Raw genomic sequence first — 22,127 nt, forward strand, 5'->3', positions numbered from 1 at the left:
GTCAGCCTCCCAGCCGCTCGCTCATCAGGTTGGGTTTCGAGCCGTAGATCTCGACGGTCCCGAAGGACAGCAGCGAGAACCCGGCCCTCGCCAGTGCACGTGGTGTGACGTCGATCGCGTTCGGGCGCTCCGGGCCGTAGGAGAAGGTCGTGCGGACGCCGTCCACTCGCGCGTACTTCGACTGGAACGCGCGGTCGCTGCGCACCGGCAGCCACAGCGCGCCGTCCGGACCGCGCACCATGGCCTCGGTGTAGGTGTTGCCCAGCGGGGGGTGGGTGGTGCGCCAGGTGTGCCCGTCGAAGGTCGTCAGGTAGGTGCGGGCCATGCCGTCGGTGTACCGGCTGCCGCCGACGGTGACCCGGCCGGACGGTTCCAGCAGGATCGTGTGCACGTTGCTGTCCGGCGGCAGTGGGACTTTCGCGTCCCGCCACACCGTGCCGTTCCAGCGCAGAAGGATGGTGCCGGAGTCGGTGTCCGCCCAGGCCCAGGCGTCGGTGGCCGTGCGTGCGGTGATCCCCATGAGGTACCGGACGCCGTCCGGGGTGGACTGTGCGGTCCAGCGGGAACCGTCGTAGTGCAGCACCTTGAGCCCGGTGTCGTCCTCACCCACCACCCACGCGGCACCCGGGACGGCGGCGAAGTCCTGGTAAATCCACAGGGTCTGCGGCAGCGGCACGGCATTCCACCCTCCCGCCGAGCGGCGCAAAATCTCCCCGTCCCCCACGCGGTTGCGGAAGACCCACACCTCCTCGCCGACGAACTGCGCCTTGCCCAGCCAACCCGGCTCACCGGCTCCGGGGAAGCCGGTGTCCCGGCTCCAGGACGAGCCGTTCCACCGGTACAGCATCGGCCGCGGCCCGTCGGCAGCGTGCTCGTACCCGGTCGCCCACGCCTCGCGCGGCCCGCGGGCGGCGACATCGGAGACGGTCACCGGCGGGGCCGCCGCCGGCACCGGCAGCGCCGACCAGTCCGGCGTCACGGCCACGGCCGGCGACACCACCGCGGCACACGCGATCACGAGGCAGATGATGACCGCGCGAAGCCCGTTCACGAGACCTCCCCAGAACGCGAAGGTCGCTCAATGTATGGCCACTGACCCACTCGTGAACAGACGTCACACGGCCAATCCGGTGTCTGCCGCCCCGCCCTGCCACGGAGGAGGCGAGGCGTCGTCGGCGCGGCGCCGGTGGTCGAAACGGCTCCGGCCATGCGCCCGCGGTTACCGGCTGCGGGAGACGGCGGGAGGCATGCTGATGTGGTGACCGGCATGCGCGTATGCGGATGCCGTGACGACCGGGCAGGGACGCGGGGACTCGCGTCCTGGGACAGGTGAGGGGCATCAGGTGGTGGACGACCGGCGAGCGGATGTGCCGCCCGGCGCGCAGGCCGGTGTACTGGCGGACCGTCTCAAGGAGCGGATCTACGCGACCATCACGATGATCGCCGTGGTGGTCGGTCTGTCTCTCGGCGACGTGGGTTCCCTCGGCGCCGTCGCCACGGTCCTGACGACCGCACTGGGTCTGTGGCTCGCGGCGTTCGTCGCCGACCAGCAGGCGCACCGCACGGTCCACCGCCATCTCGCCACCGGCCGCGAGCTGCGGCGCATGTTGTACGTCAGCAGCCCGCTGCTGTCCTGCGCCGTGGGCCCGGCCGTGCTGATCGCTCTGGCCGCGCTGGACGTCCTGTCCCTGAACACCGCCTTGCTGGCGGCGGCGGGAGTGGGCGTCGTCTCCCTCTTCCTGTGGGGCTGTCTGGGCGGGCTGCGCATGGGAGGCGGTGCCCTGACGGCGCTGGTGGCGGGTTTCGCGGACGCGGCGATCGGTGTGGCGGTCGCCCTGGTGAAGACGGCGGCCGGGCACTGATACGGAGCGGCCCCGACTGCGCTACGCGGCGCTGCCGTGGCCGGCCTCGCCCGGATCTCCCAGCGGCCGGGTCGGCCCGTCGTCCTCCACCGTCCGGCGCCCCGGTTCCGTCGCGTCCAACTCGTAGTGGTGCCGGCAGTCGTCGCACCGGTACACCGGGATTCCCGCGTCCACGGTCAGTACGGCGCCCTCGGGGCAGCGGTCCCCATCACCGCGACCCGCACACTCCAAGCCTGCACGCCCTTCCCCCATGCGTTCGACCGTGCGCCAGACGCCCGGTGCCCGGGGAGGGTGCTGCCGGGGGCGCACAGGCGCGCAATCCCGAACATCGCCCCACCGGTCGTCAGGGGCCCCACAAGGTGTCGGCGACGGCGACCGGAGTGGCCGAGTCCACCCTTGTCGCGTGTCCTGGTGAGGCGCCCTGGGGTGCCGTTGCGCACGAACACGGTCCGGCGGCGAGGGCGCCCCGGTCCACCGCAGGCCAGGTGGACCGGGACCGTCCCCGAAGCCCGTCCCGGCGAAACTCCGCCGCTTGATGCCGTGGGCCTGAACCTCGCGCCGTCTACATCCCGTTGCGGTTCACGCCCGGGCGTTGCCACCACGCGGCGCTCACGTCGCGCAGGGTGTTGGTGCCGCAGTGCACTTCACCCATCCCGAGGTGGTACGTGTACCAGTCGTCGATGTACGACACCTTCAGGCCGACCCGCTCGTAGGCGGCGGTGACGGCTGCCGTGAAGATGTCCTTGCCACCGACGACGGGCCCCCACTGGCGGGGGGCGAGGTAGCGGTCGCGCCCCAGGAGCACGCCGTTGACCGCACCGGGAACGTACGCGCTGGTCGGCACCGTCGCCGGAGCGGCCGCACGCGGAGCCGGGTGCTCGGCGAGCCACTTCTGCTGGCCGTGGTCCCCGAGACCGTCCACGAGGTCGGAGCCGGCACCCATGCGTGTCAGACGCGGCACGGGGATTTCCCGGCCTTCGGCCGTGAACGCCTCAGAGTTACGGGTGTACAGCGCGGGCACCCGCACGATCTCCTCGTCGGTGACTCCCGTCTCGCGCTTCAGGATCTCCAGGTTGGCCGCGATGCGCCGTGCCGCCATCTCGTTGTCGGCCACCAGATGACGGGAGGCGAGCGCCTGGTCGATGGTCTCCTTGGGAGCCGGGGTGTCACTGCGGCCCGGGACGGAGAACATCTTCGTCTTGCCGTGGCCGTCGCGCTTGGCGTCACGCAGCAGTCGCAGCCCCGCCTGCGGGTCGGCGACGCCGATGCGCCAGCCGCGCGGGGTGTCGGCGGGCAGGAACTGCACGAACTCGTCGACGTGTCCCACGCTCAGCCATGAGGTGTCCAGCAGCAGCGGATCCTGCAACCCCTGCGACTTGAGCATGGTCCGCATCACCTTCGACGGACGCGCCCCGCTGTCCTTGAACTCGCCCATGATGATCCGCCCGGCGGGGAAGGAGCGCCCGCCGTGCGCGTGGGGCGGGATGGTCTCCAGGTTCCCCATCGAGTTGAGAGACCAGTCGTCGGGCTCCGCCGGGTCGGTCACCTGCACGACACCGATGTCCCGGCCGCGCACCCTCTCGAACAGCTCCCGTCCCGCATCCCGGTCCGGCTGGGCGGAACGCAGCATCACACGCATCACCTGCCGCTCACCGCCCGGCCCGGTCATGCTGACATAGGCCGGTTCGACGAAGTCCTGGGCCCAGCGGTCGGCGTACATCTCGAAGGTGACCAGTGGCGTGGTGACCCCGGCCTTCCTGACCTCCTTCTCGAGGGCGGTGACGAACTCCCGCTGCAGGCGGCTGTCCGGGCCATCGCCCTGCACCTTGGACACCATCACCTGCTGGGTGTTCTGCACGTGATGCTGGGTCAGCAACGGTGCGACGCGCAGGGTCACGGCGTCGGAGGTGACCTTCTGTCCGGACGTCACCGTCAGGCGGACCACCGCACGGCCGTCCCACTTCGCGGTGTCCCGGACGACATCGGTGGCCTCGACGCCGAACTCCACACCGGAACGCAACTCGGCGGCCGTCAGCCGGGTCCCGGACGTCACCAGGATCCACTTCCCGGCACGCTTGAGGAAGAGGTGCGCGTGCTTGCCTCCTGCGGCGATCTTCAGACTGCCCGTGGCGTCCGCGGGGAGACCCGGCTGTGGCACGGAACGGACCCGGGCGAGGTCGGCGGCGTCCTCGGCGCCGTTGACCTTCGTGTCGGAACCGTCGTTGCACGCGGCTAACGTGGCATCGGACAGCGGCTCGCCACCGGGCCCGGTCACCGGGCACCGCTTGGTGTCGTCATCGATGTTGGGCAGATACACGGCCCCACGCTCGACGGACCAGCCGTCCTCACCGTTGTTGTCGCTGCCGCCGGTGACATCGACACGCCCGTCGCGGTTCACATCCGCGCGCAGATCGGCGCGCCCTCCCGACTCGGCGGCGAAGGCGGAGCCGACCGGCCCGACCAGCACGGATCCCGCGGCAGCCATGGCAAGGACCGCCGACCCGGCCGGGTACAGGCGCGAACGTATACGTCTAGGTGAACGCACAGCACGTTCCTCTCAGTTGTGGGGCTCCGCCGTACAAGAGGAGAAACAGTGGCTGTGCGTTCACTGTGCGTCAAGAGTTACGTCGAAGGGAGCAGTCGAACTGCTTGTTCCCTGCCCGGTGGATCCAGCCGGTGGCGGGAGAGGTCGCGCAGCGGTTCAGGCGATGGACGCCGAGATGACGGCTGACACAGCGAGGTTGCAGGAGGCCGTCACCCAGACCGCGGGATGGGGCTCCTCCTCGACCAGCGTCGCACCCAGGCGCCCCGGTGTGACCAGGTCCACCACCAGGAACGCCACCGCCATCATCACCAGTCCGAGCAGCCCGAACGCCGCGGTCGAGACCAGGCCCTTGCCGAAGTCCTCGTACGTCGTCCATATGGACGTGAACACGATGCCACCGATACCGAGCAGTGCGGAGCTGAGGACCGTGGCGGCGTTGCGATTGCGCTCCTCCCAGATCTGTCGGCCGAGCTTTCCGGGCGTCAGCACGTCGACCAGGACGATGCCGAGGACCAACAGAACGAGTCCCAGGCCGCCGTAAGCAGTGGCCCTCCCGAGTCCGTTGACGATGTCGCTCATGGGGGTGCCAACTCCGAAGCGTAGAGATCATGAGTGATCGCGGTCAAAGAGAGGCAAAATGTAGCGCACACGCGCCGCCCGCTGAACGGCGCCCGGCCCTCCACGTCATGAGCGCCGCCAGACATCCCGAGCTGCTGCGTGGCGAGGCCGACGGTGTGATGCGAGCCACTGTCCAGGTGCTTCAGGTCGGGCATGCGCGATCATGGCCGGATGGACGCTCGTTTCCTCGGCATCGCCGAGCTGGCCGAAGCCCCGTCCGTGGCGGTCGTGGTCGACGTCATGCGTGCTTTCACGGTGGCTGCCTGGGCCTTCGCCCAAGGGGCGGAAAAGATCGTTCTTGCCGAGTCACTGGACGAAGCCCTGGCGCTCAAGGCTCGCCACCCGGATTGGGTGGCGCTCAAGGACGGTCCGCCCGCGCCCGGGTTCGACACCGTCAACTCCCCAGGCCTGCTGCGGTCCATCGACCTCGGCGGACGGACCGTCGTGCAGAAGACCACGGCAGGGACGGTCGGCGCCCTCGCGGTGAAGGAGGCGTCGCTGGTGCTGTGCGCCGGCTTCGTGGTGGCGGAGGCGACGGCTCGGCTCCTGCGGACCCGCGCGGGTGACAGCGTCACCTTCGTCGTCACCGGCGAGGACGGGCAGGCCGATGAAGACCTGGCGTGCGCTCAGTACATCGCCCGGCGGGCCACCGAGGCCGAAACGGATGCCGCCGAGTTCCTCCGCCGCGCCGGCGAGTCGCGTGCCGCCGCCGAGTTGGCCCAAGGGGTGCGCCAAGGAGTCCATCCCGATGACGTCGCACTCTGCCTCGAACTCGACCGGTTCCCCTTTGCCATGGCGGCGGACCTGGAAGACTCGCTCATGGTCCTCCGTCCGTGTGCCGTGCCCTCCCTGACCGGCGAGTAAAACGAAGGAGTCGAAGAGACATGCGCGTCATCGTGGCCCACGGCCTGGGGGAGGCCTTCCGATGAGCGGAGCCGAGGAACCCGAACCCGTCCTCTTCCACATCAGCGGGCGCGTCGCCCGCATCACGCTCAACCGGCCTCGGGCCCTCAACGCGCTCACACACACCATGGTCCGCCGCATCGACGAGGCCCTCATCGAGTGGGAGCGCGACCCTGCCGTGGAGACCGTCGTCATCACCGGTGCGGGCGAGCGAGGCCTGTGCGCCGGCGGTGACATCCGTGCCATCCACGACGACGCCCGCGACGGTGACGGCACGGCTTCCGCGGCGTTCTGGCGCGACGAGTACCGCCTCAACGCCCGCATCGCCCGCTACCCCAAGCCGTACGTGGCCGTGATGGACGGCATCGTGATGGGCGGCGGTGTCGGTGTCTCCGCGCACGGCAGCGTCCGCGTCGTCACCGAGCGGTCCCGGGTCGCCATGCCGGAGACCGGCATCGGCTTCGTACCGGATGTGGGCGGCACCTACCTGCTCGCCCTGGCGCCCGGGGAGTTGGGCACCCACCTGGCCCTGACCGGAGCTCAGATCGGCGCCGCTGACGCGCTGCTGTGCGGGCTCGCCGACCACTACGTGCCGGCGGACGCGCTAAGGCATCTCCTCGACGCCCTGGCCGAACTGCCCGTAGCGGAGGCCCTGGCCGGCCATGTGCGGCCGCCCCAGTCAGGTGTTCTGGCTGCCCAGCGTGACTGGATCGACGCCTGCTACGCCGCCGACACCGTCGAGGAGATCGTGCGTCGGCTGCTCGCGCACGGCGACCCCGCCGCCAAGGAGGCCGCGGAGACGCTGCTCGCCAAGTCGCCGACCGCCCTCAAGGTCACCCTCGCCTCGTTGCGCCGCGCCCGGGAGCTCGGCCCGCTGGAGCTGGTTCTGAACCAGGAGTACCGCGTCTCCTGCGCCGCCCTGGACACCCCCGACCTGGTGGAGGGAATCCGCGCCCAGGTCGTCGACAAGGACCGCCGGCCGCGCTGGTCGCCGAAGACCCTGACCGAGGTCACCGACGCCGATGTCGAGCGCTTCTTCACCCCGCTCGGCGAGCGCGAACTCGGTCTGCCGCCAGTGCTGTAGATGCTGAGCCCGCCTGCCGAAGGCGCTCGTGTTCCCGTCGGGAGGGCGACCCGCTGGTGGGGGCCGTCGACCGAGCCGGGATGGGGCGCCGGGGGTGATCAAGCCCCGACGCTCCATCCGCTCGACGAGATGTCAGAGCATGAGCAGCAGCCGCGTGTTGGGTACGAGTTTCCGGTTGACGCTGGTGCTCTGCACGAAGATGGTGAAGTGGTCGTTGTGGTCCGGCTTGACACGGACTTCGGTGTCAGGAAGTCCGAGCAGGGCTCGGGCTTCGGGTCCCGTGTACACACGGTCCGTCTTCTTTTCCAGCACGGCTATCTGCTTCTGCGCCTGGATCTTCTCCGACTTGCTCAGCTGGTAGAACGCCCCACCGGTCCGATAGGTGTGGCCGCATTCGATGACCCACTCCCTGATCGCCGCGTCGCGAGCCACCGGGATCAGCTGGTACGTCGTCGGATCGGCCGGGCTGAGACCGGCGGCCTTGATGGTGTCTTCGTTGACCGCTTCCGCGCCGGTGGAGAACACCGCGCGCGATCCCCGGATGCCCTGGGCGCGGCCCATCATGAAATTCTCGGTGGCCTGCTGGATGACCTGCCCGGCCTCTTCCAGGCCCTGTGTGCTGGTGGCGTCCCATATGGCGATGTTGTCCTTGGGGAAACCGCACTGCATGGCCTCGCGCTTGCCCATCTGGTCCGGTACCAGCACGGCCAGCGTCCAGTTGTCCTGCTGCGTCTCGATCATCTGGGCCACGGCCTGGACCAGTTGACGTGGATCCTTGGTGGGGGAGTCCTGGCAGCGGTGGCTCGCGTTCTCCTGTCCGTCGGTCAGCACGAACGTCAAGAAACTGTGGTCGCCGTACAGTTGGGCCGTCTGAGCCAGCTCGCGCTGTGACTTCAGGGCGGCTGCCAGAAGGGCCGTCATTCCACCGGTGCGGTACAGCTGCTTCAGGGACGGCATGCGCAGCACGTCCTTGTCGTAGATGACGCACTCCACCTTGTCGGCGAAGATGTACACCGTGACGCGGGTTTCCTGGTCCAGTTCCCCCGAACGGCGGGCGAGATACGCGATCTGCTGGTCTGCGACGTCGACGACCTTGCGGCTCAAGTGCGACATGGACGAGCTGGCATCCAGCACTAGAGCGACATGATTGATGTAATTCTGGGTTCCGGTCATCACAGCTCCCCCTCGTTCCGGCTTGATGTTCCTACCTTCTCACCCACCACTGACAATCGATCTTGGCTCCGGCGCTGACGAGGCCGGTACGTTCTGCACGGCCGGTCCACAGGGGCTCACGGCCGCTCTCCCAGGGCCAACCTCACGCTCTGGCCCGTCAGTCGGTGCGGTCGGACCAGCCCGGCGGGAGGTCGCCCGGGGCCGTGGAGATGACGGTCTCGTCGTCGGGGCCGACGAACTCGAAGAGGGTGATCCTGGCGAACTCGGGGACCACGTAGATCGGGTAGGTCGGGCCCTCGTCGCGGTACCTGCGCATCTCGTCGAGGTGGTCGTTCTGGTAGAGGACCGTGCGCTCGCCGTGCTCCTCGACCCAGTGCGGGAAGAAGATCACGCCGTGCAGACGGCGCTTGCCGGGCAGGACGTCCACGCAGACCGACGTACCGGTGGGCTCGTTCCAGGAGATCTTGTAGTGGTCGTCGTCCAGCTGGACCAGGTCGACCTCCTGGTCCTTGACCCAACGACCGCCCACCATGCCGGAGTGGATCCGGTAGTCGATGGTGGTGGGGTTCTTCACGTACATCTCGTACTGCCAGCCGTTGGCGTAGGTGTAGATGAAGCGGTGGCCGACGATCCCGGAGAGCTGCTGTGGGGGCACCGGGTTCCGGACGGTGGTCTCGTGCGCTCCGTTGCTGACCATGCGGGGACCTCCCTGTCGCTACTGCGGTGACGGACCTCTATTTTGTCACAAAACTATTTTGCAACAAAATGATCTCGAGGGCATCATGGACGCATGGACACCGCCACCGGCCTCGGCCGCCTCATCGGACCCCTCCGGCGAGCCGTGCTGCTTCGCACCCGCCGCTCGGCGGAGCTGCCGGATCTGCCCGAGGCGCAGATCGAGCTCCTGAGAGCCCTCTCCGACGCCGGGGCCCTCCCCCCGCGCGAGGTGGCCACCCGCCTGCGGGTAGCCCCCTCGACGGTCAGCAACCTGGTCCGCGCCATGACCGCAGCAGGCCTCGTCGAGCGCAAGCCGTCGTCGACCGACCTTCGCACGGTGACCCTCGTGGCCTCCCCTCATGCTCTCGATCTGCTCAGCCGGTACGACCGAGTGAGCGCGGAGGCGCTGAGGCGCGCCCTGGCCGCCCTCCCGCCGGACAGCCGACAGGCCATCGACGAGGCGCTGCCGGCGCTCACCGAGTTGATCGAAGCCCTGGAGGAGCAGCACGGCTGACCCTCCGGCCCGGCGAGTGAGGCGTGTATTCCGAATGCCGGGGTAATCGCTTTCTGCTGGACGGGAAGGGCTGCGACACCTGGGGAGGTCGAAGCGGCCCTTCCCCAGCGCTGTCCTTCTCCGGCACGCGACGGCTCTGGAACGACCGGCGTCACGACAGCAGCATGCGCGTCCACGCGACGGCCAGGAGCGTGCAGACGACGGTGAACAGGCCCTGCACCACGGCCGTGACGGGCATCCTCAGGCGGGCGTGCACGAAGACGCCGATCGCTGCCGCCGCCGGGATGCCCCAGACGACGAGCCACGCCAGGACGGGAGTGTCGCGGGGCTGCGCGGGGCGCGAGGAGTGCGACGACTGCGCGCTTCCCATGCCGACCGCGACGAGCAGCAGCCCGCCGGCCACGACGATGACCGCGTCCGCCACCAGGAGCAGCAGGGCAACGGCGATGTCGATCCATCGGGAGGGGCGTTCGCCTCGGGACGGGTCCTGGGGGTCCTGGGAGTCCTGGTCGATCGTGGGCGGTGAGGCCATGACCTGACTGCACCACGGAATGGCGTACTCGGCACCGTCCGGGACGGTGAAGGAGCCAGACTGTGACCATCGGTCACACGACAAGACCGTCCCTCCGGACGGGAACACCCTGCGCAGGGGTCCGAGCGGGCTCCGGTGGGTTTCCCCGCCGGGGCCCGCTCGGCGCGCTATGAGCGGTCAGGCCGTGTGCAGCCTCAGCCCGTAACGGTTGAGGATCTCGTTGACGGGCTGATGCCAGGTCTGGCCACCGCCGGCGCAGTTGCCCCAGCCGCCGGAGGTGACGCCCTGGGCCTGGTCGCCGCTGATGAAGGAGCCGCCGGAGTCACCGGGTTCGGCGCACACGCTCGTCTTCGTCATCTGGTGGACGGCGCCCTGGCTGTAGTTCACCGTCTCGTTCTTCGCCAGCACGGTGCCGCAGTGCCAGTGAGTGGTGGAACCGGAGCGGCAGACGGAGGCGCCCACCGGGGCTTCGGCGGAGCCGCGGACGAGCCGGTCGGGGACCGTGCCCCAGCCGAGTACCACCGGTACGGTCCACCAGCCGCTGCCCACGCTCACCCAGGCATAGTCGTTGCCCGGGAACGACGAGCCCTGGAAGGTGCCGATGTACGACCGGTCCCAGCCGTACACCGCCGCGCTCGGCGAGCCGCAGTGCCCGGCGGTGACAAAGCCGCCGTGCACGGAGAAGCCGATGGAGCAGCGGACGTTGCCGGTGTAGTAGGGGTCGCCGCCCACGGTGCCGGCGGCGAAGGTACGCGGTGCGGAGGGTATCTGCCGCACCGCCACGGGACCGGCCTGGCGGGCCCGGGCGAGGAAGGCCTGGACATCGTTGTCGTCCCGGTGGGCGGCGACGATGTTCACGATGACCTTGTTGGCCTTCGGATCCACGTGCCAGCTGCCGACTCCGGCGGGCGCGGGCAGTGCGTCGACGGACTTCTTGGCGGCGTCGAGTTGCCGCGCGTCGTACCGCACGAGGCGTACGGTCGCGCCGGTCGCGCGTACGGCGTCGGCTTGAGCGGCGCGGGTGACGGCGACGGTGAGTTCGCCACTGCCGGCGTCGAACCAGGAGCCGCCGTAGGCCGGACCGGCGGCGCCGCGCGCCTTGCGTTCGACGGCCGTCGCGGTCCGCTCCGCGGCCAGGCGCGCTTCGGCCTCGTCCCGGGTCAGCCCCAAGTCGCGCTGCATCGCGGTGAGAAGCTCTGTGGAGGCCGGTGCCCGGGTGGAACGTGCGGGAGTGTCCGCGGCGGAGGCCGGCAGGGCGCTCGCGGTCGCCCAGGTGCCGAGCAGGAGGAGTGCGGACAGGCCGGTGCGCAGGGTTGTGGTGCGTCTCAAGGGATGCCCCTTCGTTGTTCCAGCAGGGTGGGGTGGAACAGCAGAGCTTGAGAGCGCTCTCGGGATACGCGCGGCAGAGCCTAGCCCGTGATCATGAAAAGGTCTATGCCTATCGTCGGCCGCACACCGTGAGCGGGTCCGTCAACCGGCTACCTCCAGTCGCCCACGGCGATGAAGGCGCCCCAGTGGTAGAAGTGACGGCGGCCGGGGCCGCTGCCCGCCACCGCCCGTGCCGCGCGGTGCAGCGCATCGGCGCTGCCGTGGCCGGCGGCGAGTCGGCGGTGGAAGACGGAGCACAGGGCGGCAGCCGAGCCGTCGGCCACCCTCCACTGGCCGGCGATCACCGTGCGGCTTCCGCCCAGCAGCAGGGCCCGGGTCAGGCCGACCGGTTCGTCACCGGCTCGGTACTCGTTGACTCCGGTCTCGCAGCCGCTGAGCACCACCAGGCGCGCGGCTACCAGCCGACCGGTCCGGGAGCCGGGACGGCCTCCGTCCCGCCGACGCCCCCGGTCGGCAGGGCGGGTGCGTCGCCCAAGCCGGAGGCGGGCGCCGAGCCCGCACCGCAAGCGGCCCCGGCCCAGGCAGCAGCCGGCTCCGACACGCCGACCGGCGGCCAGGACTGATCTCTCCCGTCCCCCGAACCGGCCGGAGCCGGCCGGAGCCCGCACCTCGCCGAGTGGCGGGCCCAGCCTCGCTCCCGACGTGAGGTGATGCAGGGCTTCGGTTCCGAGTCGCGCTGGATGCGGCACGCGAGCCCGCACCGCGCACGACTGCGCACCCGCAAGCGCGGTCACCGGGACAGGGTGGAAGCCGCCGCCGGACGGCGGGTCGCTGTAGCGTCGTTCAGGCCGTGCGGCAAAGCACCGCTGAGTCGGCTGCCTTCGAGCCACGGCCCAAGGGCGAGCACGCGATGACGGCGCGGGCAGCGGGAGCGGTCTGCGAGAGGTGCCGCGCGAAGACAACCAGGCGCAGGACCGCGAAGCGTGCGATACCGGCGACTGCGGAGGCGGACAGGTAGACGACCTGCTCGACTGTCGCGCTGGGTGCCGCAACCAGTTGATGCAGGACGCCCATCGCCACGCAGGTCACTGCATACGCGGCCGCCGCGGACCCGGCCGACTGCGCATGCTGACGCCAGGTGACGTGCCGGCCTGCGCCGAAGGTGAACCTGGCGTGCAGCTCGGTGGCGAGGAGCGTGGACACCGTGCTGATCAGGGCGTTGGCCAGGACCCAGGGCATCCATGAGGCGACGGCCACGACGGCGAAGCTGGAGGCGAGTCCCACCCCACCGCCGCAGAGCACGAAGCGGGCGAAGGCGGTCGGGGCACCGGGTGCCGCTTGCTGTCTGTGCGCTGTCTCCATGATCCCCCCTGACCGCTCCGCGACAGGTGCGTCTCTCGACCCTGCACGGCCCCGCGAACGTTTCTACAGACGGAAACGCTACGTTGCATTCGCGGGTTGGGCAACGCATTTGTTGCGCGAAGGAGTTATATGCGCAGGTGGGATTGCCAGATTCGTTGCAATGACTCGAGGATAATGCAACGGGTGTGGGCGGCTTATCGTTGCAATGGATGGCGGTGAAGGCTATGCGGCCGCCGCTCGTGCCGACCTCTCCGAGCGCGGCACGGCCAGGACGCCGACGGCCTGATCGGCTGCGGCACCGTTCCGCTGCCGGGCACGTCAGAAACGCAGCCGTCGCGGGCTCTTCCGGGGGTGGTCCGGGCAGCGGTCAGTGGGTCAAGGCCTGCTCGGTCGTGGGGTGGCAGGGGATGAGGGTGTCGACGCCGACCAGCTGCAGGACGCGCAGGACGGACTCCTGAGCCCCGGCGATGCGCACCCAGCCGTCTGCGTCGTTCACCTGCTGATAGGTGGCGACGAAGACGTTGATGCCGCTGGAATCCATGAAGGTGACGCCGCTGAGATCGGCGACTATCCGTGGCGGTGCGGCCAGATCGTCAACCAGCAGGGCTCGGCCGAGAACGTCCTGGACGTCGTGGTCGATCTCGCCCCGCAGGGTCACGACACGGATGCCCTCGATCACGCGGTGTTCGACGGAGAGCCGCTCTGGCCGGTCCGCTGGTTCGATGTGGGCCACGGTCTCCTCGACTGCGATTCAGGCTGTCCCCGGTTCAGGACGCGCGCGGTTGATTCTGCCCCACCGCTACGGCCGGATGCACCCACGAAACTGTTTCGAACATCACCCGTGCGGCATGCATGCCGAAGGACGGGGTAGTGGCGCGCGAAACGGGGGAGTGAGGGCGAGGACAGTGAAATCTGATGCCGATGGCGACGTCTGTGCCGATGGCGACGTCTGTACAGCGCCGGATGAGTATCTGGTGCGCGTCGGCTTCGCCCTGGGCGGCGATGACGGCTGCATCGCAGACGCCCGCCAGCACGCCGCCGCCTTCCTCGACCAGGCCGGCGACGAGTACGGCCTGCTGGTGCCGGCGCGCGTGAAGGACCTCACCCAGCTCGTGGTCAGTGAGCTGGTCACCAACGCCTGCAAGTACGCGCCGGGCCCCGTCCTGGTGGAGCTGGGGCTCAGCGCCGGCGCCGTGGATGTGGTCGTGTGGGACAGCGACACCACGGTCCCCGCGGCCCGGGCAGCGGATCCCGGCAGAATCGGTCAGCATGGCCTGGAGATCGTCAAGGCGGTGACGCAGGGCTTCTCCGTCGACCGGGAGGCGGTCGGCAAGCGCATCACGGCCCGCATCGCCCTGCCCGGCGAGCCCACATCAGCCCCCTGACCTGACCGCCCCGGGGCCCGGGGAGACACGCCCCTGCGCATGCCCCAGACTCGAAGAAGGAGGAGGGCGCCGGTCGATCGTGTAGGGGGTCGGACCTGTGCATGACGTGCCCCTGTGGCTGTGGGCGGTATTCGCCGTCACCGTGCTGGTGTCGCTGGCGGTGGATCTGCTCGCGCACCGGAAGGCGCACGTGATCGGCTTCCGCGAGGCCGCCGCCTGGAGCGGAGTCTGGGTGGGCCTGGCCGTCACCTTCGGTGTCGTCGTCTACCTGGTGGTCGGTACGACCGCAGGCGTGGAGTACACCACGGCCTGGCTGCTGGAGAAGAGTCTGTCGGTCGACAACCTCTTCGTCTTCGCGCTGATCTTCGGCTACTTCAGGGTGCCCCGCGCCTACCAGCACCGCGTGCTGTTTCTCGGGGTCCTGGGCGCCCTGGTCTTCCGGGGCGTCTTCCTTGCCGCCGGGGTCGCGGTGGTCAGCCGCTTCACCGCCGTCCTGTTCGTCTTCGCCGCCATCCTCTTCTACAGCACCTACAAGATCCTCAAAGAGGAGGAGGGCAGCTTCGACCCCGGCAAGAGCATCGCCGTCAAGCTGCTCCGTAAGGTCATCCCCGTTCGGGACGACTACGCGGGCACCCACTTCTTCGTCAGGGAAGCCGGGAAGCGCGTCGCCACCCCGCTGCTCGCCGTCGTCGCCGCCATCGAGGCGGCCGACCTCGTGTTCGCCGTCGACAGCGTGCCCGCCGTCCTGGCCGTCAGCAGCGACGCGTTCATCGTCTACACCAGCAACGCCTTCGCCATCCTGGGCCTGCGGGCTCTGTACTTCATGCTCGCCGGCCTGCTCGACCGCTTCCACTACCTCAGCACGGGCCTGGCGCTCATCCTCTCCTTCATCGCCGTCAAGCTGATCCTCCAGGCCTCCCACAAAACGATCAGCACCGCCGTACCGGAGATCCCCTCACCCCTCAGTCTCGCCGTCATCGCCACGGTGCTGGCCGTCTCCGTCGGACTCAGCATGCTGCGTCCTGCACCCGGCCCAGGCGGTGGCCCGACTGCCGACGATGACCGGCCCACCGAGAAGCCGCCGGCAGGGCCGGGCCCAACCGGCCCGGGGTCGTCCGGCCCGCACAGCAGTGGCGAACCGCCGAAAGCCAGGTGACGGACGGGTCCTGAGCCGCCGCTCCTCCACCCTTGTTCCTTTCAAGGGGCTCCCAAAAGGAAGCAAAGGAGTCATAAAATGGCGGTATGGACAGGGAGCGGAAACCTGGGGAGGCGACGTCCTCCAGCCACGTCTGCCGATCGTGCAAGCAGCCGGTCGACACCGCCGTGAAACGGCACAAGACCATGGGCGTCTACGTTCCGGTCTGGACCGAGGGACCTTGCCGCAATCCCGAATGCCGGCAGTACGTGCCCGACCAGGAACCGATCCACGCGGTGAGGGGCGCCCCCCGGCGGAGCCGGGCCGGCTGGGAACCGGAGAAGCCGCCACCGTCCGGGACGGAAAGACAGCTCTGACCCGTGCCGACGAAGGCGACTGGTCATGGCGTCTGAACAGGGTGCGGCGACGGTCGATGACGACGGTGCGGAGCGGTTGGTGTCCCCGGTCTGCTCGCACACGGAGTGGGACCCGCTGGAGGAGATCATCGTCGGCCGTCTGGAGGGCGCGACGATCCCCTCCGATCACGAGGTGGTGACCTGTAACGTCCCGACGTGGGCCGGGCGGTTGCAGGGGCTCGCGGCCGGCTTCCGCTACCCGCGGCTGCTCGTGGAGAAGGCGCAGCAGGAGATCGAGGGCTTCGTCGACCTGCTCGAATCCCTCGGCATCACCGTCCGGCGCCCCGAGGTCGTCGACCACCGGCGCCGCTTCGGTACCCCCGACTGGACCTCGCGCGGCTTTTGCAACACCTGCCCGCGCGACAGCATGCTCGTGATCGGCGACGAGATCATCGAAACGCCCATGGCCTGGCCCTGCCGGTACTTCGAGACGCACTCCTACCGCCCGATCCTGAAGGACTACTTCCGACGCGGCGCGCGCTGGACGGCGGCTCCCAAGCCGCAGCTCACCCAGGAGCTGTTCGATCCGTATTTCCGCGTCCCCGGGCCGGACGAGCCGATGCGGTACATCCTCACCGAGTTCGAGCCCGTCTTCGACGCGGCCGACTTCGTCCGGGCGGGACAGGACCTGTTCGTCACCCGCAGCAACGTCACCAACAGGATGGGCATCGACTGGCTGCGCCGCCATCTCGGCCCGGGGTACCGCATCCACGAGATCGCCAGCCGCTGCCGTACCCCCATGCACATCGACACCACGTTCGTCCTGCTCGCGCCCGGGAAGGTGCTGATCAACCCCGAGTACATCGATCCCGGCGGGCTGCCGGACGTGCTGGACTCCTGGGACGTCCTGGTCGCTCCCGAGCCCGAACCGATCGGCGAGCGGCTGCTCAAGGTCACGTCGATGTGCGGCAAGTGGCTCAGCATGAACGTGCTCATGGTCGACGAGAAGCGGGTGATCGCCGAGCGGCACCACACCGGCATGCTGCGCGCGCTGGAGAAGTGGGGCTTCGAGCCGATCCCGTGCGACCTGCTGCACTACGCGCCCTTCGGCGGCTCGTTCCACTGCGCGACCCTCGACGTCCGGCGCCGCGGCCCGCTCCGGTCCTACGTCGACTGACGCTGTACGAGCTCGTCGGCCCGACGGCCGTTTCACCAGAAGCAGAACGGCTCTGTCATCAGTCGGGTGAGCGCCGTGTTCTGGGGTAGAACGGGTGTTGGCTCGTGCGACTGCAGGAGCCGGAGCATGCCCGGATGAAGGGCTGTTCCAGGGCATGAACGAAGGATCGACAGTATGGCCAGCGGCACCGTGAAGTGGTTCAACGCCGAGAAGGGCTTCGGCTTCATCGAGCAGGACGGCGGAGGCCCGGACGTCTTCGCGCACTACTCCGAGATCCAGGGCAGCGGATACCGCGAGCTGACGGAGGGCGAGCACGTCACCTTTGACATCGGCCAGGGTCAGAAGGGCCCGCAGGCCCAGAACATCGTCCGGGGCTGACCGGGCGTAGGGATGCACAGCGAGGCGGCTGCCCGATCCGGCAGCCGCCTCCCTCAAGGGCTTGCGGGTTCCGTACGGGCCAGGCCCGAGAGCAGCGCGGAGGCGGCGCCGACCTGTCCCGAGGGGCCGGTCGACGCCGCCTCCGCGGGTGTCAGACGCCCACGCCGAAGTCGGAGGCGATACCGGCCAGGCCCGAGGCGTAGCCCTGCCCGACGGCGCGGAACTTCCACTCCGCGCCGCTGCGGTACAGCTCGCCGAAGACCATCGCGGTCTCGGTGGAGGCGTCCTCGGACAGGTCGTAGCGGGTGATCTCCGCGCCGCCGGCCTGGTTGACGACACGGATGAACGCGTTGCGGACCTGGCCGAAGCTCTGGCCGCGGTTCTCCGCGTCGTGGATCGACACCGGGAACACGATCCGGTCGACCTCGGCGGGCACGGCAGCGAGGTTCACCTTGACGACCTCGTCGTCGCCCTCACCTTCACCGGTGAGGTTGTCGCCGGTGTGCTCCACCGAACCGTCGGGGCTCTTGAGGTTGTTGTAGAAGACGAAGTGCTGGTCCGACAGAACCTTGCCGGACGTGTCGAGGAGCAGGGCGGAGGCGTCGAGGTCGTAATCGGTGCCGGTGGTCGTACGGACGTCCCAGCCCAGACCGACCAGAACGGCGGTCAGGCCCGGTGCCTCCTTGCTGAGCGAGACATTGCCGCCCTTGGACAGGGAAACTCCCACTGCGTACTCCTTCTCGGCAGGTGCGGTCGAGGTCCGCGGCACGGACCCAGACTCAAGAATCTACATCACTGTAGAGAAGGTGGCAGGGCGACGCGGCCGTGCCCCGGGCCCGGCGCGGTCGCGCGATGTCCCGCGCCGGTCCCGTGAGTTGCCGGACAGTGAGGCATGGGCGATCAGCAGCACGAGGGGGCGGGAGGACGGTCGGGGCTCGTCGGGCGGCATGCCGGCCCCGGGGGCGTCTATACGATGTCCGTGCGGGAAACGGACGCGGTGGAAGGGAGACCGGGCGTGGCTGAGCAGCGGCAGCGTCCCCGGCGGCGAGGGCAGGGTGAGCTGGAGGCGCTGGTCCTGTCGGCGCTGCGGGAGGCGGACGGGCCGGTGACGGCCGGCTGGGTGCAGCAGCGCCTGGGCGAAGACCTCGCCTATACGACGGTCATCACCATCCTGACCCGCCTGCTGGTCAAGGGGGCCGTCACCCGAGAGCGCGCGGGCCGCTCCTTCGCCTGGACGCCCGCGTCGGACCAGGCGGGCCTGGCCGCCCACAAGATGCGCAAGGTGCTGGACTCCGAGGGCGACCGCGAGGCGGTGCTGGCCAGCTTCGTGACCGGCCTCGGCCCGGACGACGAGCGGCTGCTGCGGGAGCTGCTGGGCCGGTCGAGGGACGAAGGGGAAGACTGAAGCCTCATGGGGGTGTTCGTCTTTCTGCCGCTGGTGCTGCCCTTGACCGCGTGGCCGATCGCGCGCCTGGCCGAGCAGCATCTGCATCCGCGGACCGCGACGCGGCTGCTGACCCGGGTGGCCGCGGTGATGGCCGCTTGCAGCACGCTGTGCCTCGGCCTGGCGATGGTGGTCGGCACCGCCCAGCTTCCCGGAAACCCGCTGCCCGACGGCTGGTCGGACCCCGAAGTGCGGGCGGCGGTCCCGTACGACGAGATCGCGGGCAAGGCGGCCATTCCCGCTCTGTGCGCGGTGCTGGTGGCGTGCGGCCAGGTGCTGTGGCGGCACGGGCGCGTGCGTCGCCGTGCTCACCGAGCGTTGGCCGGGTTGCGGGAGACAGGGGTGGCCGTACTTCCGGACGACGTCCCCTACGCCTACGCGTTGCCGGGCGGCCGGCGCGATCGCGTCGTGGTGACCACGGCCATGCTGGACTGCCTCGAACCCGCCGAGCGCCGGGCGCTGTTCGCCCACGAGCGCGCCCATCTGGCCGCCCGGCACCACCGCTTCCTTCTCGCGGTCCAGCTGGCCGCCCGGGCCAACCCGTTCCTGCGTCCGCTGCGGACGGTGGTGGCGTACACGGCGGAACGGTGGGCCGACGAGGACGCGGCCCAGACGGTCGGCAGCCGCCGGACCGTGGCCCGCGCGATCGGCAAGGCGGCCCTGGTGTCCCGCGGCACTGCGGTGGCGACCCTGGCCGGCTTGGCCGCGGCGGGGCCGGTACCGCGCCGGGTGGCGGCCCTGCTCGGACCCGCTCCGACGGTGCGCAGCCGGCCGCCGCTGTTCACGTCGGTGGGGGTGGCGATGTGGGGCGCGGCGGTGGGAGCGGCCGTGTCGGCGATGTCCTCGGCGAACTCCGCCGTGACGATGGTCATCATCCTGCACGCGGCCACGCCCCTCTGACGCGGGCGGCCGCCCTCGCGGGCCTTCTGCGAACGAGTGGAAACGTAAGGGGGTTGGTCCGGGCGGTTGTTGCGCCGCGCCCTTCCCAGACCGCTCAGGGCACTGCGCGCGTAAGGGTTTTCGCACCTCCTTTACAGTTGGTGTAGAAGCAGGCAATCCTGTTTCCACCCCCTGTCCCCGTGTGATTCGAGAAGGAGCGACGTTCCCCCGATGGGTGAGCCTCCCAGTACCGGCCGTGCCGTTCCCCGCCGGACTCATGCGACCGAGGGAGCGGGGGTGGCACGGTGACCGAGGTCCTGCTGCTCCTGCTGGCCCTCCTCCTCACACTGGCCTGCGCGGTGTTCGTCGCGGCCGAGTTCTCGCTGACCACCGTCGAACGCGGTGACCTGGAGCGTGCCGCAGAGGCCGGCGAGCCGGGCGCCGAGGGCGCGCTGAAAGCCGTACGCGGCTTGACCCTCCAGCTCTCCGGCGCCCAGTTGGGCATCACCGTCACCTCCCTGGTGATCGGCATGCTCGCCGAGCCGTCCCTCGCGGCACTGCTGCGCGGCCCGCTCAGGGCGACCGGCCTGGGCGGCGCCGCCTCGTCGGTGGCGACCGTGCTGGGCGTGGTCATCTCCACCGTCGTGCTGATGGTGGTCGGCGAGCTGGTGCCGAAGAACTGGGCGATCTCCCGTCCGCTGGCGGTCGCGAAGGTGGTCGCGGGTCCGCAACGCGCGTTCACGGCCGCCTTCGGCCCGTTCATCGGCCATCTGAACGGCACCGCCAACCGGTTCGTCCGCCGCTTCGGGCTGGAGCCGGCGGAGGAGCTGGCGTCCGCGCGAACCGCCGAGGAACTGGGCGCGCTGGCCCGGCACTCGGCCGCCGAGGGTGCGCTGGAGGCGGATTCCGCCGAGCTGTTCGTGCGGACCCTGCACCTGGGCGAGCTGACAGCGCAGAACGTGATGACGCCGAGGGTCGACGTCAAGGCCCTGGAAGTGCACGCCACGGCCGCCGACGCGGCCAACCTCTCCCATGCCACCGGTCTGTCCCGCTTCCCCGTCTACCGCGACAGCCTGGACGAGGTGGTGGGCTCCGTCCACATCCGGGACGTGCTCGCCCTGGAGCCGGAGAAGCGGGCCGCCACGCCCGTGACGGCGCTGACCACCGCACCCTTGCTGGTGCCCGACAGCCTTCCCGCGGACCGGCTGCTGGAGCGGCTGCGTGAGCACCGCACCATGGCCGTGGTCATCGACGAGTACGGCGGCACGGCGGGCGTGGCGACCGTGGAGGACATCGTCGAGGAGGTCGTCGGTGAGGTGCGCGACGAGCACGACCCCTTCGAGGCACCCGACCTGGTACCCGCCCCTGCCACGCGGGACGGGCACGCGGTGTGGGAGGCGGACGGCAGCGTCCGCATCGACCAGCTCACGGACCTGGGACTCACCGCCCCGGAAGGGCCGTACGAGACGGTGGCCGGACTCATCGCCACCCGCCTGGCCCGCATCCCCTGCAAAGGTGACGTCGTGGCCCTCGACGGCTGGCGGCTCGAGGTGCTGGAGGTCGAGCACCACCGCGCCGACCGGATACGCATCACCGAGTCGGCCGCCGCGTTGCCCTCCCAGCTCATGAAGGAGGTCCGATGACCGCGCTCCAACTGGCCATCGGCGCCCTGACGCTGCTGACCAACGCGTTCTTCGTCGGCGCCGAGTTCGCCCTGGTCTCCGTACGCCGCAGCCAGATCGAACCCCACGCGCAGGCGGGCGACAAGCGGGCGCGGATGACGCTGTGGGCGCTGGAGCACCTCTCCCAGATGATGGCAACCGCCCAGCTCGGCATCACCGTCTCCTCGCTGATGCTGGGCGCGGTGGCCGAACCCGCCATCGCCCACCTGCTGGAACCCGGATTCGAGGCGGCCCACATCCCGCACGGCCTGGTGCACCCCATCGCGTTCGTCATCGCGCTCATCCTCGCCACCTATCTGCACATGCTGATCGGTGAGATGGTCCCGAAGAACATCGCGCTCGCCGCGCCCGTGCGCAGCGCCCTGCTGCTGGCCCCGCCGCTGGTGGCCCTGACCCGGACGCTGCGGCCGTTCGTGTTCGGGATCAACGCCGTCGCCAACGCTCTGCTGAAACTGCTGCGCGTGGAGCCGAAGGACGAGGTCGAGTCGGTCTTCACCGACGACCAGCTCGCCCGCATGGTCCTCGATTCCAGCGAGGCCGGCCTGCTCGGTCCGGCCGACGGCGAGCGGCTGCGTGACGCGCTGGAGCTGGGTACACGGCCGGTGGGCGAGATCGTGGTTCCGGCCCAGCGGATGCGCACCGTCGACCACACGGTCACCCCGGCACGGCTGGAACGGGTGGCCGCGGAGGCGGGCTTCTCCCGCTTCCCGGTCACCGGCCCCGAGGGCACAGTCCTCGGCTACCTGCACATCAAGGACACCCTCGGCCTGACCGACCGCGACCGTCCCTTCCCGCGCACCGCGCTGCACAAGGTCACCCTGGTGCGCATCGACACCCCGCTGGACGACACGCTCACCGCCCTGCGCGCCGAGGGCAGTCATCTGGCCGCCGTCGTCGGGGAGAGCGGCACGGTCATCGGCTTCGTGACCATGGAGGACGTGCTGTCGGAGCTGGTCGGACCGGCGGCTCCGGTCACCGCGTGACCGCCGGGCCACCCCGAGCGCCCCGGCTTCCCCCCCGGGGCGCTCGCACTCCTGACCGCTGCCCGGCTC

Annotated in this window: 24 protein-coding genes; 12 read left to right on the plus strand and 12 right to left on the minus strand. The window is 70.0% G+C overall.

Annotated features, from left to right (window positions below; genetic code table 11):
* Nucleotide 1: 1 nt before the first annotated feature.
* Nucleotides 2-1,051 (minus strand): hypothetical protein, encoded by a 1,050-nt coding sequence (locus IO24_RS0126735; protein ID WP_031139755.1) that lies wholly within the window; start codon nucleotides 1,049-1,051, stop codon nucleotides 2-4.
* Nucleotides 1,052-1,346: 295 nt separating this feature from the next.
* Between IO24_RS0126735 and IO24_RS0126740 the strand changes: the two genes are divergently transcribed.
* On the plus strand, nucleotides 1,347-1,862 hold the full coding sequence (locus IO24_RS0126740; protein ID WP_234335284.1) for a hypothetical protein: 516 nt from the start codon (nucleotides 1,347-1,349) through the stop codon (nucleotides 1,860-1,862).
* Nucleotides 1,863-1,883: 21 nt separating this feature from the next.
* Here IO24_RS0126740 and IO24_RS0126745 read toward each other — a convergent pair whose 3' ends face one another.
* The 3 genes from IO24_RS0126745 to IO24_RS0126755 form a co-directional block, all read right to left on the minus strand.
* Nucleotides 1,884-2,036: a hypothetical protein gene (locus tag IO24_RS0126745; RefSeq protein WP_234335285.1), complete on the minus strand. Its 153-nt coding sequence runs from the start codon at nucleotides 2,034-2,036 to the stop codon at nucleotides 1,884-1,886.
* Nucleotides 2,037-2,424: 388 nt separating this feature from the next.
* Entirely contained in the window at nucleotides 2,425-4,347 is a 1,923-nt protein-coding gene (locus tag IO24_RS0126750; protein ID WP_107063028.1) for a protein-arginine deiminase domain-containing protein, read from the minus strand.
* A gap of 216 nt (nucleotides 4,348-4,563) precedes the next feature.
* Entirely contained in the window at nucleotides 4,564-4,986 is a 423-nt protein-coding gene (locus IO24_RS0126755; protein ID WP_031139764.1) for a DUF350 domain-containing protein, read from the minus strand.
* 210 nt (nucleotides 4,987-5,196) lie between these two features.
* On the opposite strand from IO24_RS0126755, the gene IO24_RS0126765 reads away from it, so the two are divergent.
* Nucleotides 5,197-5,889 carry a 2-phosphosulfolactate phosphatase gene (locus IO24_RS0126765; RefSeq protein ID WP_031139768.1) on the plus strand — a complete coding sequence of 231 codons (693 nt, stop codon included), beginning with the start codon at nucleotides 5,197-5,199 and terminating at the stop codon, nucleotides 5,887-5,889.
* Between the two features lie 61 nt (nucleotides 5,890-5,950).
* On the plus strand, nucleotides 5,951-7,012 hold the full coding sequence (locus tag IO24_RS0126770; RefSeq protein WP_031139770.1) for an enoyl-CoA hydratase/isomerase family protein: 1,062 nt from the start codon (nucleotides 5,951-5,953) through the stop codon (nucleotides 7,010-7,012).
* A 132-nt stretch (nucleotides 7,013-7,144) separates the two neighbouring features.
* Here IO24_RS0126770 and IO24_RS0126775 read toward each other — a convergent pair whose 3' ends face one another.
* Entirely contained in the window at nucleotides 7,145-8,185 is a 1,041-nt protein-coding gene (locus tag IO24_RS0126775) for a vWA domain-containing protein (RefSeq protein ID WP_031139772.1), read from the minus strand.
* Nucleotides 8,186-8,342: 157 nt separating this feature from the next.
* Complete coding sequence (locus IO24_RS0126780) at nucleotides 8,343-8,882, minus strand: phenolic acid decarboxylase (RefSeq protein ID WP_031139774.1); 540 nt, start codon at nucleotides 8,880-8,882, stop codon at nucleotides 8,343-8,345.
* A gap of 93 nt (nucleotides 8,883-8,975) precedes the next feature.
* On the opposite strand from IO24_RS0126780, the gene IO24_RS0126785 reads away from it, so the two are divergent.
* Nucleotides 8,976-9,416: a MarR family winged helix-turn-helix transcriptional regulator gene (locus IO24_RS0126785; RefSeq protein WP_031139777.1), complete on the plus strand. Its 441-nt coding sequence runs from the start codon at nucleotides 8,976-8,978 to the stop codon at nucleotides 9,414-9,416.
* 151 nt (nucleotides 9,417-9,567) lie between these two features.
* On the opposite strand, the gene IO24_RS0126790 is transcribed toward IO24_RS0126785, so the two are convergent.
* From IO24_RS0126790 to IO24_RS0126810, 5 genes are all read right to left on the minus strand, one after another.
* Nucleotides 9,568-9,948: a hypothetical protein gene (locus IO24_RS0126790; protein WP_031139779.1), complete on the minus strand. Its 381-nt coding sequence runs from the start codon at nucleotides 9,946-9,948 to the stop codon at nucleotides 9,568-9,570.
* A gap of 177 nt (nucleotides 9,949-10,125) precedes the next feature.
* On the minus strand, nucleotides 10,126-11,277 hold the full coding sequence (locus IO24_RS0126795) for a S1 family peptidase (RefSeq protein WP_031139781.1): 1,152 nt from the start codon (nucleotides 11,275-11,277) through the stop codon (nucleotides 10,126-10,128).
* 149 nt (nucleotides 11,278-11,426) lie between these two features.
* Nucleotides 11,427-12,167 (minus strand): CHAT domain-containing protein, encoded by a 741-nt coding sequence (locus IO24_RS47225; protein WP_338055588.1) that lies wholly within the window; start codon nucleotides 12,165-12,167, stop codon nucleotides 11,427-11,429.
* Nucleotides 12,121-12,639, minus strand: coding sequence for a GtrA family protein (locus tag IO24_RS0126805; RefSeq protein WP_037668486.1), 519 nt, complete (start codon nucleotides 12,637-12,639; stop codon nucleotides 12,121-12,123). Before IO24_RS0126805 ends, IO24_RS47225 begins: the two co-directional genes overlap by 47 nt.
* Nucleotides 12,640-13,006: 367 nt before the next feature.
* Nucleotides 13,007-13,372 carry an STAS domain-containing protein gene (locus IO24_RS0126810; RefSeq protein ID WP_031139788.1) on the minus strand — a complete coding sequence of 122 codons (366 nt, stop codon included), beginning with the start codon at nucleotides 13,370-13,372 and terminating at the stop codon, nucleotides 13,007-13,009.
* A 241-nt stretch (nucleotides 13,373-13,613) separates the two neighbouring features.
* Here IO24_RS0126810 and IO24_RS0126815 point away from each other — a divergent pair, with 241 nt between their 5' ends.
* The 4 genes from IO24_RS0126815 to IO24_RS0126830 all read left to right on the plus strand — a co-directional run bounded on the left by IO24_RS0126815 (nucleotide 13,614) and on the right by IO24_RS0126830 (nucleotide 17,070).
* Nucleotides 13,614-14,024, plus strand: a complete 411-nt coding sequence (locus tag IO24_RS0126815) for an ATP-binding protein (RefSeq protein WP_045296562.1) — start codon at nucleotides 13,614-13,616, stop codon at nucleotides 14,022-14,024.
* A gap of 97 nt (nucleotides 14,025-14,121) precedes the next feature.
* Nucleotides 14,122-15,180, plus strand: coding sequence for a TerC family protein (locus tag IO24_RS0126820; RefSeq protein WP_031139792.1), 1,059 nt, complete (start codon nucleotides 14,122-14,124; stop codon nucleotides 15,178-15,180).
* Nucleotides 15,181-15,561: 381 nt separating this feature from the next.
* Nucleotides 15,562-16,692, plus strand: coding sequence for an amidinotransferase (locus IO24_RS0126825; protein WP_031139794.1), 1,131 nt, complete (start codon nucleotides 15,562-15,564; stop codon nucleotides 16,690-16,692).
* A gap of 174 nt (nucleotides 16,693-16,866) precedes the next feature.
* Entirely contained in the window at nucleotides 16,867-17,070 is a 204-nt protein-coding gene (locus IO24_RS0126830) for a cold-shock protein (RefSeq protein WP_031139796.1), read from the plus strand.
* Between the two features lie 151 nt (nucleotides 17,071-17,221).
* Here the strand turns inward: IO24_RS0126830 and IO24_RS0126835 are convergent, their stop codons facing one another.
* Nucleotides 17,222-17,797: a TerD family protein gene (locus IO24_RS0126835; protein WP_031139798.1), complete on the minus strand. Its 576-nt coding sequence runs from the start codon at nucleotides 17,795-17,797 to the stop codon at nucleotides 17,222-17,224.
* A 288-nt stretch (nucleotides 17,798-18,085) separates the two neighbouring features.
* On the opposite strand from IO24_RS0126835, the gene IO24_RS0126840 reads away from it, so the two are divergent.
* The 4 genes from IO24_RS0126840 (at nucleotide 18,086) to IO24_RS0126855 (ending at nucleotide 22,058) form a co-directional block, all read left to right on the plus strand.
* The gene (locus tag IO24_RS0126840; RefSeq protein ID WP_031139800.1) at nucleotides 18,086-18,475 is read left to right on the plus strand and encodes a BlaI/MecI/CopY family transcriptional regulator; all 390 of its coding nucleotides are present in this window, start codon (nucleotides 18,086-18,088) and stop codon (nucleotides 18,473-18,475) included.
* Nucleotides 18,476-18,481: 6 nt separating this feature from the next.
* A complete protein-coding gene (locus tag IO24_RS0126845; RefSeq protein WP_031139802.1) occupies nucleotides 18,482-19,414 on the plus strand; it encodes a M56 family metallopeptidase in 933 nt (310 codons plus the stop codon).
* Between the two features lie 284 nt (nucleotides 19,415-19,698).
* Nucleotides 19,699-21,036 carry a hemolysin family protein gene (locus IO24_RS0126850; protein ID WP_031139805.1) on the plus strand — a complete coding sequence of 446 codons (1,338 nt, stop codon included), beginning with the start codon at nucleotides 19,699-19,701 and terminating at the stop codon, nucleotides 21,034-21,036.
* Complete coding sequence (locus tag IO24_RS0126855; RefSeq protein WP_031139807.1) at nucleotides 21,033-22,058, plus strand: hemolysin family protein; 1,026 nt, start codon at nucleotides 21,033-21,035, stop codon at nucleotides 22,056-22,058. Before IO24_RS0126850 ends, IO24_RS0126855 begins: the two co-directional genes overlap by 4 nt.
* The last annotated feature ends 69 nt before the right edge of the window (nucleotides 22,059-22,127 follow it).

This window comes from Streptomyces flavovariabilis (genome assembly GCF_000725785.1).
In the GTDB taxonomy this organism is placed as follows: Bacteria; Actinomycetota; Actinomycetes; order Streptomycetales; family Streptomycetaceae; genus Streptomyces; species Streptomyces hawaiiensis.